Below are 16149 nucleotides of genomic sequence, written 5' to 3'. Positions count from 1 at the left end.
GGCTGTGCAAGTCGTGGTTGCCTCCGCGCGAAGGGCATAGGGATTCTTGACCGCCTACAACATTCAAGCTCATGAATCTCGGTACCGTTCGCGAATGACTTTGCGCCCCAGGTAGGCGCCAGAAAAATTTGGCGGGCAAGCTTGGCTATAAACAGATACCACGCAAAATCAAAATTTGTACTACGCAAGATGTACCACAGTTGTGTATGATCCCTCTCCATCGGCGAGCAAAGTTGCTGGCCATCACTTCAGAACGCCCAGGAGCCTCAACGATGGTGGCCAAAAAGCCGGTTTTCGATTTCGCCTTCAAGCCACTTACGGTTTGTGTAGCAGCGAACTACAAAGGCGGGGTCGGAAAGACGGTAACAAGTCGGGTGCTTGTTCAGGGCCTGGCTACCTTCTCCGAGTTCAACCAGGGCAAGCCAATCCTCTACATTGACTTGGATCCACAGGGCAACACCGGCCTACGCTGGAACCTCGTAGAGATCGTCAATGGCTCTATCTTCAAAGTGCCACGCCCTCACCCTGCGCTGGTCGAAGCGCAAGAGGAAATCACGCGTTCTTCGGTGTGTGATCTCTGGCTGAGCTTGCTCAACGAGGGGGCTAGTCTTGAACCTATGCCTTACCCGAGCAATACCGGCGAGCTGCTTGAAAAAATGGGGATTATTCCAAAGGACCTACGCCAGCCGGTAGGGAGCGATCTGATCCATATCGTTCCAAACAACGAAGATCAACTGGTACACATGCAAAGTTTCCGAACCGGCTCTGCCGCCGCCCTAGAAGCTGGGAATATTTTCCGTGATTGGCTGCGCTCGCCAGAGCTGGCCGAGAAGTACAGCTTTGTTGTGATTGATACCCCACCGACTCGAAACTCAATCATTGATATCGCTATCAACGCAGCCACCCACATCTACATCCCTTTTTTACCAGAGCAGCAAAGCGTAGACGGCGTGCTGTCCATGATCAGTTATTTCGAAACCAAAATCAGTGAGCGGCGAGAGTCTGGTGACCTTCCACTGGAACTTCTTGGCTTGCTGCCAAACATCGTTCAGGAAAAAACATTGGTTCACCAGCAGCAGATCAACCGCATCAAAAGTTCGCCCTTGAGCCCGTATCTGATGAAGCCCATTCGCCGATCCGTCGACTACCCGGAAACGGATAACTGGCGCAACTTGCCGGACCAGGTCTTCGCGGGCAAAGACACGAATAGCTGCGTGGATTCGACCAGATTTGTTAAGCATGTTGCGCGCAAGTTGATGGAAGCGCGTAACGGATGGGAGCGGATTGCATGAGAAAGCAGATAGCGACTAACAACATTGGCAGTTCAAGCGAACTCAATGGGCTGCTAACTGGCGACAAAACTCTTCAGGATGCAGCTTCGTCGCTGAAGCCTGTCTCGAACATTTCGTTTAATTCTATTCGTCCGACGCCGACCAATCCTCGTTATAAGGACTTGCTGGCGGCGCGGATCATTCAGCCGGATCTGAAGACCCGCTCCGGCTCGCCCCGGCGCGCCAGCTCCACGCACATCAACAAACTATCGCGTAACCGCGCACTGAGTTGGACGCTGCGTGTCAAAGACGGATGGCTTACTTCTCCAGCTGGACAAGCCTGGCTTGCGTCTGAAGCTCGGAATGGGCACAAATTCAATTTTGAAGCTCCGAGTGAAAAAGAGAAGGACGTTATCTGGAAGGCTTACATGCGCCGCTGGCTTGAGCGGGTTGAGCGCATGTTGCTTCGAGCAGCTCCCGATTCAGCCACCTACAAGCGCTGGGAGGCCATTCTTGGGCGTGAGCCTCGCGTGAGTACTCCCGTCGCAGACGAGCAAGAGCGCAAGCGCATTGATGCGCTCTTGAAAGAGTGGAACGAGTTGATTGCATTGGCGACAAACGTTGCCAAAGACGGGCTGATATCTCCTATCCGCTTGCGGCCGATGAATGGGTACTTCGAGATCGTCGGCGGTGAACGTCGGTTCTGGGCCTGCCGCCTGGCAAACCTAGACTTTATCCCGTCGGTCGGCAATGTGGCGGACGACATTTCTGCAATGAGCCAGCAGATTCACGAGAATCTTGACCGTCTCGATATCTCGCGTGGTGGTTGGGTTATCGCGCTGCGCCGTTACTTTGAAAAGTTACTTGGCGAGCCGTGCGGCCCGAATAATAAACAGATCACTATCTCGGTGTTCGAGAATGAGTTTGCCGGCCGCTCGAAGAGCTGGGCTCACCGCTGGCGAGGCATCTGCAAGCTCCCGGAAGATTCACAACTGCTGGCCGACATCTGCTCTGGCGCCATCACAGGCGTCCAGACTATCGACGAAGCAGTCAGGGCGTACCACAAGCGCTACAAGGCTGGCGAAAACCCTGAGCCTAACCGGGCCCACGATCCGGAAAGCCCTGGTGGTTTACAGCCTCCTTCTAACAAGCCGCCGGCCAAGCGAGCGACAGCTGCAACTGCGGTGGCCTCGGTAAAAGTTCGCCTGCCTGGCACAGAAACAGGCGTGAAGCTGCTGTCAGCTATTGGGACAATTGATGGTGTTGATCCCAAGACTAAAGCTGTCATCTCGAAGGCTATGGATGGCTGGCGCGGTGCGCCAGATAAGATGCGGAAGAAGATTTTGGAGGAGGTACTGACAGCCTTGTCTCTGTCCCTCGATCCTCTTGATGAGGTTGAGTCCTGACATGATACGCAAGCCCGCGCCAACGTCGAAGAAAGCCGTAGTTCCGTCAACGTCATATCCATTGTGGCTACCCAATGATCAGTTGGCAGTCGTTAAGAAGGCTCAGTCGGACTCCAAAAAACTCTGGCCTGAATGGGTCGCAGAGGCTGTTCAGCGGTTCAAGGCTGAACCAGAGGAAGAGATTGAGGCATTGCTTCAAGCCTGGGTGCGTGGACGCAAGGATAAGACCAGGATGAACATACGGATTACAGAAGCTACGCTTTCCGAAATCCATGAGCTGTGCGCGAATAACGTCAATGCTTCGATACAGGCTTGCTTGCAGCATTCCCTATATATCCATGCTCTTCGCCAGGGGATGCTCGAAGTGAAAGCACCCAATTATGGGTGTGCTAAGCTTCTTTAAGGACTATGTGGATCTGTTGCTCCCCGGTGACGCTTCCTCTGAAAAGAGGCGTTTCAGCTCCATCACTCAGCCGCGCCCAACGGCTGATGTATCAACGCCGAATAGGCGGGTTGCGTGTGCATACTTGTATGCATGATTTTGCGACATACCTACTCTGCCGAATAGGCAGAATCGCATAACGCGCACAACTGCGATTTCAAACTCCCGCCTGCTGTTCTTACAGCAGGCGTTGCCTGCTGCCGCTGGATAAGTGGGACAGGTTCTAAGTGCTGAAGTGAAACTGCTGCGTAAGCAGAATTCAATCTTTCGGACATTTCAATGGGACTGCGACTCACCCCACACGAGGCTGCCACGCGCGGCCTAATCACTAAATCTGATGCTGAGGACATGGAACGCCAGGCCCGCGCAGGACGCAATCAGATCCCAATTGTCAAAGGCATTCCTCAACCGGAGATGGCCCCTCCTCCCAAGGTTAATGGGAAATTGCCACCGGCCGCTAAGCAGCTCAGCGACAAGAAACGAGAAGGTAACGAAATTCCACAGCGCCGTTTATTCGAAGCGGTGAGAGTGCACTTGCCTGAAGCTCAATGGGAGCGTGAAGGACTGATACCTTCGCGCCGGTACCGGGCCGATGTTTTTATTCCGCCCAATATCGTCTTGGAACTTGACGGCTACGGATATCATAAATCGAAGGAAGCCTTCCAGAAGGATCGCCTGCGCTCGAACATCTTCACCCAGCACGGGTTTCGCGTCTTTCGCGCGTTCACCAAACAGTGCCTGGATGAGACTTTGCTCGCCGAACTGGTAGAGCTGATCGTTGATGCACACCGGAATCCGGTGTCTGCAAATGTGCAGTAACTGGATGTCATCGAGAAGAATTTCGGACGCTTAGGCACCCAATACGCCTTACCGTAGAATTTACCGCAATGTGTAAAATATTTCTTGCTAGCTTTACCGTAAAGGGTAAACTCAACTCATTGGAAAAATTCACTGAGAAGGCTGCGCTATGAAATATTTCGAGTGGGAAGGCGCAGTGATCGAGGCGGTAGCCGACGCTATGGCCATCAGTCATTCCGACGCCTCGGGCATCGTCGAGGCGCAACAGTTCTACATGCATCAGTCGTGGGTCAAAGGTATCGATTCGCAGATGACCGCTGGCAAGATTATGGAAGCGTCCAAGGAGGCCGCCGAGAAAAAGGCGATAACTCCAGCGCCGAAGCAAGAGCGCATGCTGTTCGGCGATGAGGCTGACGCTCACGCGTTCTGGAAGGACAAACAGTGGAAGACCTTCGCTGTGGATCTGGTGCAGGGACGGGGCAAGAAAGAGAAGGTCGTCCGCACTATGTACGTGCGGGCTCAAACCGGTTTCGGTGCAGCGACTTGTGCAAAAGAAAACGATTGGTCCCGCAACCCCAAGCCTCGCTATGTGGCCCGCCTTGCCGGACCTAGGGAGCTGGGCTGCACTCCTTCTGCCTCAATAGGAGCAAAACAATGAGCCGAGGGGCACTGCTGCTGGATGTCGATCAAGCTAGCAAGGCACTCCGAGAGGCGCAAATCAGTCTGAGCCTGGCTGTTCAGCTGGCTTACCCAGTCGGCGTCGAAGTGATAGCGAAGATCGGCGGCAGCAAGGTCACGGTGAAGGTCGGCAGTTACGGATCGAACTGGGCCAGTCCGGGTGATGTGTGCGGTGTGAACGTTAAGACTGGAAAGAATCGCCGCTTCCATTACACATCCATTCTTGGCCTTGCCGGCGACGCTTGATCGCTGGCTTCACTGTTTAGGGAAAACATCATGAAAAAGTTGAAGTGGATCATCTGTAATTGCTGCCAAGGAAATGGCAAGGTCGAAAACCCAGCGTTTTCAAATGGATTCACGTCCAGCGAGTGGCACGAGATGCACCACGACGAGCAAGCTAGCTACATGGCTGGTGAATATGACGTTCAGTGCCAGGATTGCGTTGGTTTGGGTCGCGTACAGGTGCCAAACGTGGCGATGATGACATTTGCTGAAAAGCGGTTGCTGGTCATCGAACGTCGTGTTGCCCGTGAGGATGCTCGGCTTAACGCTGAGATTGATGCTGAATGTGCCGCAGAGCGTGCTTTCGGCTGTTAGTCATAGCTGCCCTGGTCACAGGGCCTGCAAGGAAAAGAGCCCATGATCTACAAAGGCTTTCGCATCGAAAATACTCCGGCTTACATCTGGCGTATCTACTGCTGGGGTTCGCACGCTGGGCATAATCACGTGGCTTGTTGGTACGTGTTTGATGCTGATGGCAAGCGGGTCACTGGTGGATTCACGCCTGGAAACAATACTCGGAGCGGTACAGTTGACCTGGCACGTCGCAAAGATGCTAAGGCTTGGGTAGACGGGTATTGCGCCTTCCAAAACGAGCCTGAAAACCGGAAGGTTTGTGCTGATGGAACCGCTGTATACGGCCCAAGCTACGCCTGCCACGCTGCCGACACTGAGCAGCAGGCATCCTTTGATGCGGGTTACTGGGAAGCACAAAGGCGAACCTCGAAAAAGGCCAAAGCCGCCGACAATGCGATGTTAGACACTGACCAAAAGCCGCTTGAAATGGGCGCGTTGTACTCCTGCGTTACCAAGCACCATGGCCACACCGAACACGGGCGACTGGTGCGCTATTGCGGCAAGGATACCAAGACCGGCCGCGAACTCTTTGCTGATGCTGACACTTGGGTCGAATGTTCCATCCACGGTGAAGGACTGATGGCGCAACTCAGTCCCGCAATTGACCCAACTACACAGGGCTGGCCTAAGCTGGCCGCGTGAAGGACAAAAACAATGAACGAGCTAACGCCTTTCCAGCTCGCGATACTAGGTTTTCTGGAGACAGCCCCGAACCGTATGGCATCGACATGGACGATTGGTGCGGGTGTTTTTCCAGAGCGCTGGGCACGCGCACGCAGTCGCGGTGCGATGGTGGTTCATATCCGAAACGCTGGTTATGCAATGGTTAAGGCCGGTTTGCTTGGGGCCGTTCTTCCGCCCCGCGATGAGCATGGTGCTCATTGGTTATGCGACCCTAAGACGGTAAAGAATCAGGTGCAAATGTGAACAGACAACAAGCGTTGGCCCTTCGTCAGTGGATTCGTGATGTGAATCTTCTCGGCGTGCGATACGGATATGAAGATATGGCGGGCACGCCGGATTATCCTGATGGCGAGTACGTCGAACGCTTTGAATCTGGTGAAACACCGGCTGAAGTCATCGCGGCCAACTTCGGCGCGCAACAACCAACTTGTTAACTGAACAGTCGCAGGAACGCCCAAGCCCAGCCCATGCTGGGCATCGGCAGTACCAGGGCGCGGCGTTCGCGTCACTGCACCGTCGTCAATGAACACGCTGCCGCCTAAGGAAAAGACCGCCATGGCCAAGATCGAGGAGCCCATTTCCCCCGAGGACGAAGCTCGCTATTTTCAGGTTATGACTGACTACAACGATCTGATGCGTACACTCGACGTTGGGCCAGTTCCCATGTGTCACTTCAAGCCAATGACGCAGCATTGGGATGACTCTCACCCGGCCAGCGATGACCATTGGTACGAATGCGAGCATTGCGGCCACACTGAAGACAGCGCTGAGGCATGGGCAAAAGTGAAAGCCCTTGAAGCGCGTAAAGCCAAACCTAGTCACCAGGTGCAAAGTCCGCCTGATGATGAAAACGATTTGTTCTAGGGAAAGACCATCATGTCTATGAATACCACTCAAACAGCTCTTGGCGAACGCTACACCGAAGCAGAGCAGCAATCTGAGATAGTAGTTTCCTTGACACGAACCGATCTTGCGATTCTATCTTGGGGACATGAAAGCGTGTCTTTTGTGCCCGATAGTGAAGAAGCAGCGGAGTTCGCCGCCGCAGAGCGGAAGATAGATCAGGCACTTGAGCGCAACACGAAAGGCGTTGTTGAGCGAGTCTCTTTGACCTTGCAAGATTTGCTTATCCTCAATTGGGGGCATGAGTCAGTGTCATTCGTGCCCGGATCTGATTCAGCAGCAGAGTTCGCGGAGGCCGATGCTAAAATTGAAAAGGCCCTGGAGGATCTTCGTAACCAGCTCGCCGGCAAATAGCAAACGATGGCCATGAAAACAAAGAGTAGGCTGTTCGCCAATTCCGCTCTGTACACAGCGACAGTCTGCTCGACAAATCGGTGATCCCTTATCTGTAGAGCTGGCAAAGTTTCTTGCTACTAAGTCTCCCGCCCAGCGCCGGAAGCTAAGCGTCAATAGCTGAAACTGTTCAAGGCACGTCGCCCAAGTAACCTCCGAGCCTCGCCGTGAAAACGCGGGGCCAAGTGCGTAGAAGGACGCTCTATTTCGCGTCCACGTAGATGATGGAATAACGTAATGACGGCACTGGAATCTAAATTTGTAAGCGTACCGCTCTCAACCCTGTTTATCGCTGTATTCGTCGCGGGGCTGGCTATTGGTATTTTTTGTGGGGTTGCTGCTTACTCATACGGTGCCAGCAAAGCTCAGGATCAAGCGCGGATTGAACGTGCTGCCAATCCACCCCACACACCTGGTGAGTTTTGTCCCCCACCGCTGCCGCCAGCGCGATAGCACGGCAAAGAGCACAACGTTTTTGGTTAACGCAGTGATCGGTTTTAGCGAGGATAGGGCCTATGAAATCACTCACCGCCCTCAGCGATTTTGAACACGGCTTTGTTACCGCAGCAGCGCTGGTCGCTCGGTTGGACGATCAGAATCTGGCCGCGAGGATGCTCGGAAGCGCGGGCTTCCAGGCGCTGGACTGCTCAGAACTAAACGCGGCCGACAAGCAGCAATTGCTGCTGGTAAACCAGCAACCTGGCATGAAATTAACCGGTCTCGGCATGCAAAATTAAATTCACGGAAAATGTCGCCCATGGACGAATCCCAGTTTCGCAGATGGCTAAAGCAGAAGTGTGCCAGCGCAGATCCTGAGAAGGCGTTTGACGAAATCAAGCGCACCGGCCGGATAAAATTCAGCGACAAGAAAGGCCGTGAATACAATGTTGTTTATGCATCGGTTCACGAGCTATTTGTAGTGCAGTGGTGACACCGCCAAACGATAGAAAATAGCACCAGGAACACCAACGCCCCACCATCGGGTGGGGCGGCGGATGGGCCGACTGTTTAGATGGAGTGATGCAAATCATGAGCAGGGGATGCGACGTGGATCTACGTAACCTGGACATTGAATCGGCGGATATTGCGCGAGCAATACGCCATCTCCGTAGCCACGGTTTCAGCATAGTGCGCAACGATTCTGAAAATGTGAGTCCTCAGCAACTCTACGAAGATGCCACTGCCGTAGGGTGTGAAATGCTTGGTATGGTCCCCAGCCGATTCAACAGAGGCTCGCTGCAAGTGCAGAGAATCGTGTTAGCAATCGAATCGAGCCTAAGCGACCGCGAAACAGATCTCATATAGGAGCGTCAGACATGCCGACCACCGATAACCTGACGGTCCTGTACGTTTACCGCTGCACTATTTGCGGCCATTCGGGTGAGGTCCGGCTAGTCGAGTCGGCGCAAGAGGTCGCAACGGCTTGCAGCGCCTGCGGGGCTGAAGTCATGGCCGAATGGGATGGCGGAGTTGAGTTGCCCATTACCGAAACAAATTAACGGAAAAGTCCTGCGCAAAATGTAAGCCCGCGAAGCGGGAGTTTCCGCGTAGCTTTCCAATAGGTTGAGCTTTTCAGAGATTCGGACCGCTAAGCAGCTGGATGAAGCTACGTACCAGGTCCATTCCACTTATTCAGTGGATGATTGCGGCGCTGACGAGGGAAGCCAGCGTCACAGGAGCGCTTGTTCAGCGATGTTGTGTGAACGCCGCATATGCTGCGGTGTTCCTGGCGTAAGATCCGTCTCAGTACCAAGCACAGATGCTTTTTAGCGCGTACATCTCATATCGAAATGCCACTATTCGATACGCGCCGCATCATATCAGCAGATGGCACGAATAGACTAGTGGCACTTGGCCAAATCGCTGGATGTGAGATGACTGATTAGAAACGCGGCACCGGTACGCCCAACCCATAGGAGTTTGGCGTGCTATCGATGACGTCTTGATGTGTAGGACGCTCCCGACAAATATCCATCGGGAAAATTTTGTTGGTGGATAGCGAAACAAGCATCAGCGTGTGCGTTTCCACCACCTTCGGCGTGTATTCCTTCGGCTGCTCACCGCGTGCAATCGCTCGGCGGATCAAACGAGCAACGCCTGATGCGCCTTTATTGCGGCCAGGGGTGCGGTGTCGCTTGAAGATCCAGGTAATCTTGGCTTCATTCGGGACGTCGGTTACTGGGCTGACGATCATGGTCTTCTTCGCGCCTTTAACCCGCGTCGCCTTCATCGCTTCTGCATCAAGATCAATCTTGACGCCCTGCAACTCTTCTTCGGTCCCGAACACCCGCATGACCACCCCAAAGTAATTTGCAGACGACGCCCATTTTGGCCAGTCCACGACTAGCTGGGAGCCCCCGCTGTTTTTGCTGTGAACGACGAGCATCACGCGCACGAAGTGCTTCTTCGCTATGACGGCGTCTGACGCTCTTACTTCGATGTACTTTTTGAGAATCATTGGCGGGCTCGTTCACATGGGTGATAGATCTGGTATTGGGTTTCCAGAATCCCAATATGTGATGGGATTTTACGCCATAATCAGCAACGTGCAATAGTATGAAACGTTGTTGAAAGCATTATATGATGACGCACACAAATATTGCATAAATCACTTAATCCACCTGAGTACAGCCCGACATGACCTGGTTCAAAAAACTGATGATCTACCGCATTACCGGCGATGCTGACTTTGATGTCTCCGTCCTGCAAGCGGCGATGGCGACCAAGCCCGCTCGTAAACTGGCAGAGCAGGAGATGAAACACTTTGGTTTCGCGACTCCTCTGCCGGACGTGGATGGCGTTGAGAGTGAGATCCTCGCCCATCCGGTAGCCGGTGCAATCCTCATCAGCGCAGTGTGCAATTTCAAACAAATTCCCGGCGAAGCCATCAATGAAGAACTGAAAAGCCGTATTGCGGTGATTGAGCGTGAGCAGGAACGCAAGGTGCGAGGGAAAGAGCGCGACCAGTTGAAGGACTCGGTCATCCAGCTCCTTCTGCCCCGCGTGTTGCCGAAACAGAAACGCATCTCGGCCCTGATCTTACCTGCGCACAAGCTGATCCTGGTGAATACCGTAAAGGCAGCCGATGCCGAAGATCTTCTCAGCACCCTTCGCGAAGTTCTCGGCACCCTCCCCGTGCGTCCACTGACAACCGATCACTCTCCATCCGCTGTAATGACAGGCTGGCTGAAGGACAAAGCGACGGCCCCTGAGAACTTCTACACGCTGGGCGACGCGGTGCTCGCCGGCGATGAGTCGGGCAAGGTGCAGTTCAGCGACATGGATATGGCTGGTGAAGAGGTCCAGATGCACCTCGACGCTGGCATGAAAGTGTCCAATCTGGCCATGGCATGGGGCGACAAATTCTCTTTCCGCATCAACGATAAGTTGGCCATCGACAAGATCAAGTTCGAAGACCTGATCATGCAGAACGCAAAAGAAAATGCGGGCGAAGAAGCCAGCCAAATGTTCGACGCCTCTGTCGCGATTATGGCCGGTACGTTCGCTACGTTCATTGCCGAAATTACCAACGCATTTGGCGGTGAACCCAAGTTCGAGTCGATCTGACCGGGCACCCGTGACCCACAGCTGACCGGCTGAAACAAGCGCACATTGATTCAGCTGGTCACTACTTCCGATGAACCTGAAGGAGCAACGCGTGAGAAAGATTTCGACCAAGGTTTTCGAGTTACCAGAAGATGACACCGCTCGCACCAAGTTCTTAGACGGCATTCAAACCCTGCTGGCAGAGTGCAATGCAGTCGAGGTTTCCGGATCGGTTCACGATGAAATGGCGTACGCAGACAAGCTTGAAGAGGAACTCACCGAGCGCATCGGCGACATGGCCGTTGAGAGTATTCGTCAAGAGTTCGAACGCGAAGCTCGTATCCAAAATCCCTCAACCACTTGCGAGCAGTTGGCGCCTTAGTGCACGGGCGCTGGTTCCACCTTGCGGGGGGGACTTAGCACGCCAATCACAGGAATTATCGAAGAGGTTTGAAATGACAGTAGACGCCAAGCAGATCAGTAGTCCCCAGTACGCCTACAGGCGTGGGCTGATCGTCATTGCAGCGTTTCGTTTTTCACTGTGATGGATCCGCAGCCATATACCGTCACCGCTGCTGACATCGCTGATGCCGAGGAGTACAGGCGCGCAGAGGAGTTGCGAGCAACAGGTGATAACTTCTGATCCGCTTGCTTGCACGCCGGCGCCCCACCTGAAACACCGCTACTAACACATCTAATTTTGAGGAGCATCCCATGGATAATCAGAACCCACAGAATCCAGTAGTCGGCATGCAACCACTGATCGCTTTTCAGGTTGGCGACTACGACATTGTGGCGGCCTTCAATCCTGAAGGTGCAATTGCAGTTCTGTGCGAGCAGAACGGCGAAGATCTTGACCAGTACACCGTAAAAGATGTTGAGCTGGTTGGCGATAAGCACCTCGACTCGCTGGAGGTCTACAACCAGGACGAAGGCAAGACCGAGAAGCTTGAGACCTCTCTGCGCCAGGACATCGCCGCCCTGACACAGCCCAAGTACATGTACGGCTGGGAGTAGCAGTGATCACCATGGAAAATCACGTGAATACTCGCCAGCAACGAGTAATACCACAATGAAGCACAACGAGCATGTGATGGTTTGGTTAAGCGCTCTGCGCAACGAAGCGCAGGCGCCACAATGTGAAATGGATCGGATCATCGAAATCGCTGGCATTGTCGCGCGTTACGCTTACGGCGCAGGCGCCGTGTAATTCAGGATTTAAGAAAACACCCACACCCCAAGCCTCGCCAATGTGCGGGGCTGGGCCAGTAGACGAGGACCGGACTACCCGGTTTCACGCAAGGATAAGGCACACCGATGACCCACGCCGAGCTTTGTGAGATTGCAAAAAAATGGGTTGTTCGCCCAAATAGTCAGCGCGGACATGGCTGCCATGTTGCACTTTCAGAATGCAGATCTGGTTGGGGCGGCGAGATGCCGGACACAATTGGTTTTCGCGCGGCGAGCAACCTTACAGAGACAGTTCTGGTAGAGGTCAAAGTCTCGCGGAGTGACTTTTTGGCAGACGCGAGGAAGCCGCATCGAGCTGATGGCGCTGGAATGGGGCTCTACCGATACTACATGTGCCCAGAAGGATTGATTCAGCCTGAAGAGGTCCCTGCGCGATGGGGATTGCTCTGGGTTGGCGCGCGCGGCAAAGTCACAGCAGTACTTGGTCCTGTGGCCTTATCTAATAACTGTGGGACATTTCAGAAGGTTGCAGAGCCTTGGCAACACAGTAGAGATACCGAGCGAGAGATGTGGCTGCTTATCAGGGTTATGGCCAAGATTGATCACCCCGATAAGGTGAAAGGCACGATTAATGCGGCACAACGCGAACAGGCCAGGCTAGTCCGGATCTGCAATGCCCAATCAGACGAAATCAAAAAGTTGAAGACGCCCAACACGTCGGCAGGCTGGCTAGATGGCAGTGCGGGCAAAACACTAGTCGCGACGCCCCGCAGAGCAACCAAGCCAAAGCCCACCGCCCCAGCAGATAGTATCGAACACGCGACAACTTGAGGGCGCCGAGACCTCTTTGCGATTGCCTAGCCGCGCCAGATACAAACACCATTTCCGCTCAGCACAAAGAGGTTTCAGATGGAGTCAGTTTCTACGGATAACACGCTTGTGGTTATGAGCTACGCGCTTGCCATAGGCTTTGGTGAACATCAGGAGCCTGTCTGCTTGATCTTAAGCATGGAAGCGCTTGTGCAGGGCGGCGATATAGCTATCACAGCCACTAAAGCGAGTTTGGACGGTTCAGACTTGCACTTGCACGGTCCGCTCGGGTCGATGGCTCTTAAGAATTTGGCCCATGCGCTGCTGGAAGCACTGCGAAGCGGTCTGCCAATCGTCGTTCTCGACTCGACGGAGCAGCGTGAAACTTTAATACCAGCCATCGACCAGTTGGGTGCGGCATGAGCGAATCAGACGAGTGTAGCAAGCCTGCTGTGTGGCGCTCCAAGCTACTCAAAGACCTTGGCGTCAAATCTGCCATAGTTGTTGAGCATGGAGTTTCTGGACGCCGGTGTGGGCTCGCGCTTACCACTGCACTCGCAGTTGCCATGGGCAGCTTCGCCGCGATGGATGCAGCTGCTGAGACAGTGACAGCTCACCAGGCGCAGGAACTGAATATTGGCGCAGTTGTACCAGATGGAGAGCGCCACAACTCTGACCTGTATGACGCGGGAAGGTTGGCCAGCAACTTGGTTCTTGGCCGCTTACTGTATGACGAAAACGAGCCTGAAACTATGAACCAGCATGCCGTTGGCATAGTGGGCACAGCGATATCGCTGACAGTTGCAGCGCCAGTAATCGGTACCGTTATGGTGCTGGGCCAGGTACGTGGAACTTACGTGTTTGTGCAGGAGCGCGAGCAGAAAGCTCTTGATGATAAGTTAATGCTGGTATCCGAGCGCGTTGCCCGCATCCAGCGTGAGGAGGTCATGCGCATGCGCATGGAGGAGAGAAATGCCCGTGCTGCCCTCCCCGCCCCCCAGCGTGAAGCAGATCAAAAACGCATGCTCACTCTTGTCCATGAAGGCAAGCAGTTTGGATACTCTACTGAGCTGGACGCGCGGCTAGAAGTTGAGCAGGCCATTGACCTTGTCGGGCAGCCCCCAGAAGACTGGTACGTTGAGTACAAATCGCAACTGGCGGCCGAGGAGACCATGACAGCGCGTGAAACGGGCACACGTCCTCAGTTCATGGACGGCATGAGCAGGATGAACGCTGCGCTCGACAACCAGGTACTGGTGACCCAGGACAAACCCATGGTTCCGTCTTTCAGCCCTCGCTAGTAGACGCCGCATTACATTCACCCCATTCATTGATGGTGATGAGGGCAGCGCCGGATGACTTGAGAACTTGGCCAACCCGCCACCTCATCATTGATGGAATAGAGCATATGATCACAAAAGGGAATATGACGATTTTCTTCTCCGAGAATGATCCGTTTTCAAACTGGTTCAGGTCGGATTTTGAAGTCAAAGGTGTCCGCTTCAACTGTGTTGAGCAATTTATGATGTACTGCAAGGCTAAGCTTTTCGGTGACGAAACTTCCGCAGGCAAGATAATGGCTGCAATGCATCCTCGCGACCATAAAGCGATTGGGCGTAACGTGTCTGGTTACGACGATGCGACGTGGTGCGAGCGCCGGAGCCGAATTGTGGCGCATGGCTGTTATGCCAAATTTTCTCAGAACCCGGTTTTACGCGACGCCCTCTTAGCCACTGCCGACACCGTGCTAGTTGAAGCGAGCCCCTATGACCGTGTCTGGGGAGTTGGCCTTGCGGAGCACGATCCGCGAGTGCTTGATCCGTCACAGTGGAATGGTTTGAATCTTCTTGGGATTGCTTTAACGCACGCACGAGAACGGCTGGTCGCTGATTTATCTGTAAAGACAAACATCGATGTCAGAGTGCAGCCAGAGGCGGCCAATCCCGCTAAACCCCTATCCATGCGGATGGGATGAAACCTTAGGCGCTGAGAAAAATGACGTTCAGCGCAGGCTCGATAAAGACACGGGGCCCAGGATCTGCATATAGCGAATCGTTGCGGTGCATGCTTAATGCTGCGAACAGTCCCAGGCCGAACCATTTAATCAGCAGGAAGCTTGAAAATGCCAAAAATCGTTACATTCGACGCACGCGTACCCGCGTCTGTGGTTTCCCAGATTTTGAAGCTGGCCAAGGACTATGTTACGGACCTTGCGATGAATGGCGTCCCGCCAAGCAATACCGGCTACACCGTCTACCAATACGCCTTAGCCACTGAGATTGAGGCATATCTAGAGCGTCTGGGTAAATTCAAAGACGCACCTGTTGGCTTGGTGGTCGCGTTTGATGACAAGTCCCCCGACTCCGTCATTGGCTTCGTGCTCTACCTGCCGGTTATCAGCAACCCCGAGGCATGTGGGCTGAGCTACATGGCCGTCACCACGTCACAGCGACGTAAGGGGGTGGCCAGAGCAATGCTCGATGAGGTTGCTACACGATCCCCTCACATGGAGTTGACGTGCTTTGTTAGCAAGGTACCGGTGTACGAGAAAATGGGCTTCCAAGTGCTTGGATGCCGAGACACCCAGATCACGATGAATAACCGCCCTGATCCTTCGCCAGGCGCTATGGCGGCTTTGTTTGTTGACCCGATTCTAACGTCGCCCGAAGTGCGCCAGATACAACACAACCTGGTGCAAAAGTACGGCGTCAGAGCAATGCTCAATGACGAGAAAAAGCTTGCCCGCCAACTCCAGCAGTACACACGTCAAGCGGAGAACTATGTTCGTGCAAACGCCGAGAAGATCGTAAAGGGGCGTCGTCCGAGTGCGTCTGTCGAGCAGGTCGCTGATAAGCGTTATGAACTGCGAGGTGTTGCAGGATTGGAATGCCACGATGAGAAGCCAGAGCTGGTATGGATCCAGGCTGCATACGATCTGGATAAGCGATTCGAGCCAGAGTTACGCCGCGTTGGTGAAATAAACGCATAGGGTCAAGGCCATCTCTAGGGCAAGATTCTGGCTTGCGTGTACACCTCTAGGGGTGTACAGTTTAAGCCTACTTACCTAGCAGATGCCGCCCACACCGAAGCCAGCGGCCACGACTCACAGGAAAACAAATGGCCGTTATCCAGCAGATTAATGAAACCAGTTACGCACTTGATGCGCGGGGCTCACGCATGGTCCTGGAGCAGATTCACTCGGGCTGGCGCATGAAAACCCGAAACGCTGCGACTCGCGTATGGGGGCTCGGCGGTGAAAGCTGGAAAGAGTTTCGCAGTCTTGCCGAGGTTGAAGCCAAGTACAAAAGCTGGAAGGGAATTGCCGCTTTGATCGGCACTACGGTCGGCAAGCCGGCATAGACATCAATGCTTTGATCGGCCGTAGCATCTA

At 53.9% G+C, this 16149-nt stretch carries 25 protein-coding genes; 24 read left to right on the top strand and 1 reads right to left on the bottom strand.

The window, feature by feature from the left end; all coding sequences use genetic code 11:
- Nucleotides 1–272 precede the first annotated feature (272 nt).
- The 15 genes from ACEN2T_RS18045 (at nt 273) to ACEN2T_RS17975 (ending at nt 8710) form a co-directional block, all read left to right on the top strand.
- Nucleotides 273–1292, top strand: coding sequence for a ParA family protein (locus tag ACEN2T_RS18045; RefSeq protein WP_442117236.1), 1020 nt, complete (start codon nt 273–275; stop codon nt 1290–1292).
- The gene (locus tag ACEN2T_RS18040) at nt 1289–2677 is read left to right on the top strand and encodes a ParB N-terminal domain-containing protein (RefSeq protein WP_442117235.1); all 1389 of its coding nucleotides are present in this window, start codon (nt 1289–1291) and stop codon (nt 2675–2677) included. The genes ACEN2T_RS18045 and ACEN2T_RS18040 overlap by 4 nt, the downstream gene beginning before the upstream one ends.
- Before the next feature lies 1 nt (nt 2678).
- On the top strand, nt 2679–3080 hold the full coding sequence (locus tag ACEN2T_RS18035; protein WP_442117234.1) for a hypothetical protein: 402 nt from the start codon (nt 2679–2681) through the stop codon (nt 3078–3080).
- 318 nt (nt 3081–3398) lie between these two features.
- Nucleotides 3399–3938, top strand: coding sequence for a DUF559 domain-containing protein (locus ACEN2T_RS18030; protein ID WP_442117233.1), 540 nt, complete (start codon nt 3399–3401; stop codon nt 3936–3938).
- A 148-nt stretch (nt 3939–4086) separates the two neighbouring features.
- Nucleotides 4087–4575, top strand: coding sequence for a hypothetical protein (locus ACEN2T_RS18025; protein ID WP_442117232.1), 489 nt, complete (start codon nt 4087–4089; stop codon nt 4573–4575).
- Nucleotides 4572–4841, top strand: a complete 270-nt coding sequence (locus tag ACEN2T_RS18020) for a hypothetical protein (protein ID WP_442117231.1) — start codon at nt 4572–4574, stop codon at nt 4839–4841. The genes ACEN2T_RS18025 and ACEN2T_RS18020 overlap by 4 nt, the downstream gene beginning before the upstream one ends.
- A 30-nt stretch (nt 4842–4871) precedes the next feature.
- Complete coding sequence (locus ACEN2T_RS18015) at nt 4872–5192, top strand: hypothetical protein (protein ID WP_442117230.1); 321 nt, start codon at nt 4872–4874, stop codon at nt 5190–5192.
- Nucleotides 5193–5234: 42 nt separating this feature from the next.
- On the top strand, nt 5235–5873 hold the full coding sequence (locus ACEN2T_RS18010; protein WP_442117229.1) for a hypothetical protein: 639 nt from the start codon (nt 5235–5237) through the stop codon (nt 5871–5873).
- Nucleotides 5874–5885: 12 nt separating this feature from the next.
- The gene (locus tag ACEN2T_RS18005) at nt 5886–6158 is read left to right on the top strand and encodes a hypothetical protein (RefSeq protein WP_442117228.1); all 273 of its coding nucleotides are present in this window, start codon (nt 5886–5888) and stop codon (nt 6156–6158) included.
- A complete protein-coding gene (locus tag ACEN2T_RS18000) occupies nt 6155–6349 on the top strand; it encodes a hypothetical protein (RefSeq protein ID WP_442117227.1) in 195 nt (64 codons plus the stop codon). Before ACEN2T_RS18005 ends, ACEN2T_RS18000 begins: the two co-directional genes overlap by 4 nt.
- Nucleotides 6350–6470: 121 nt before the next feature.
- Complete coding sequence (locus tag ACEN2T_RS17995) at nt 6471–6779, top strand: hypothetical protein (RefSeq protein WP_442117226.1); 309 nt, start codon at nt 6471–6473, stop codon at nt 6777–6779.
- A gap of 12 nt (nt 6780–6791) precedes the next feature.
- Nucleotides 6792–7172 carry a hypothetical protein gene (locus ACEN2T_RS17990; RefSeq protein WP_442117225.1) on the top strand — a complete coding sequence of 127 codons (381 nt, stop codon included), beginning with the start codon at nt 6792–6794 and terminating at the stop codon, nt 7170–7172.
- A 554-nt stretch (nt 7173–7726) separates the two neighbouring features.
- On the top strand, nt 7727–7948 hold the full coding sequence (locus ACEN2T_RS17985; protein WP_442117224.1) for a hypothetical protein: 222 nt from the start codon (nt 7727–7729) through the stop codon (nt 7946–7948).
- Nucleotides 7949–7968: 20 nt separating this feature from the next.
- Nucleotides 7969–8142, top strand: coding sequence for a hypothetical protein (locus ACEN2T_RS17980; RefSeq protein WP_442117223.1), 174 nt, complete (start codon nt 7969–7971; stop codon nt 8140–8142).
- Between the two features lie 385 nt (nt 8143–8527).
- Complete coding sequence (locus tag ACEN2T_RS17975; protein WP_442117222.1) at nt 8528–8710, top strand: zinc ribbon domain-containing protein; 183 nt, start codon at nt 8528–8530, stop codon at nt 8708–8710.
- A gap of 383 nt (nt 8711–9093) precedes the next feature.
- Here ACEN2T_RS17975 and ACEN2T_RS17970 read toward each other — a convergent pair whose 3' ends face one another.
- Nucleotides 9094–9669, bottom strand: coding sequence for a type I-F CRISPR-associated endoribonuclease Cas6/Csy4 (locus tag ACEN2T_RS17970; RefSeq protein WP_442117221.1), 576 nt, complete (start codon nt 9667–9669; stop codon nt 9094–9096).
- A gap of 179 nt (nt 9670–9848) precedes the next feature.
- Between ACEN2T_RS17970 and ACEN2T_RS17965 the strand changes: the two genes are divergently transcribed.
- From ACEN2T_RS17965 to ACEN2T_RS17925, 9 genes are all read left to right on the top strand, one after another.
- Nucleotides 9849–10778 (top strand): recombination-associated protein RdgC, encoded by a 930-nt coding sequence (locus ACEN2T_RS17965; protein ID WP_442117220.1) that lies wholly within the window; start codon nt 9849–9851, stop codon nt 10776–10778.
- A 91-nt stretch (nt 10779–10869) separates the two neighbouring features.
- Nucleotides 10870–11139, top strand: coding sequence for a hypothetical protein (locus tag ACEN2T_RS17960; RefSeq protein WP_442117219.1), 270 nt, complete (start codon nt 10870–10872; stop codon nt 11137–11139).
- 332 nt (nt 11140–11471) lie between these two features.
- Nucleotides 11472–11774, top strand: coding sequence for a hypothetical protein (locus ACEN2T_RS17955; RefSeq protein ID WP_442117218.1), 303 nt, complete (start codon nt 11472–11474; stop codon nt 11772–11774).
- Nucleotides 11775–12074: 300 nt separating this feature from the next.
- Nucleotides 12075–12779, top strand: coding sequence for an adenylosuccinate synthase (locus ACEN2T_RS17950; RefSeq protein WP_442117217.1), 705 nt, complete (start codon nt 12075–12077; stop codon nt 12777–12779).
- A 78-nt stretch (nt 12780–12857) separates the two neighbouring features.
- Entirely contained in the window at nt 12858–13181 is a 324-nt protein-coding gene (locus ACEN2T_RS17945; RefSeq protein ID WP_442117216.1) for a hypothetical protein, read from the top strand.
- Nucleotides 13182–13324: 143 nt separating this feature from the next.
- Nucleotides 13325–14059, top strand: a complete 735-nt coding sequence (locus ACEN2T_RS17940; RefSeq protein ID WP_442117215.1) for a hypothetical protein — start codon at nt 13325–13327, stop codon at nt 14057–14059.
- A gap of 107 nt (nt 14060–14166) precedes the next feature.
- A complete protein-coding gene (locus ACEN2T_RS17935) occupies nt 14167–14733 on the top strand; it encodes an NADAR family protein (protein ID WP_442117214.1) in 567 nt (188 codons plus the stop codon).
- Nucleotides 14734–14880: 147 nt separating this feature from the next.
- On the top strand, nt 14881–15747 hold the full coding sequence (locus ACEN2T_RS17930) for a GNAT family N-acetyltransferase (RefSeq protein WP_442117213.1): 867 nt from the start codon (nt 14881–14883) through the stop codon (nt 15745–15747).
- 128 nt (nt 15748–15875) lie between these two features.
- Complete coding sequence (locus tag ACEN2T_RS17925; protein ID WP_442117212.1) at nt 15876–16118, top strand: hypothetical protein; 243 nt, start codon at nt 15876–15878, stop codon at nt 16116–16118.
- Nucleotides 16119–16149 lie beyond the last annotated feature (31 nt).

The sequence above is a fragment of the Pseudomonas sp. W22_MBD1_FP4 genome (assembly GCF_052113765.1).
GTDB lineage: Bacteria > Pseudomonadota > Gammaproteobacteria > Pseudomonadales > Pseudomonadaceae > Aquipseudomonas > Aquipseudomonas sivasensis.
The sequence above is the reverse complement of the archived record's forward strand: the minus strand, read 5'-3'. Positions and strand labels throughout refer to the sequence as shown.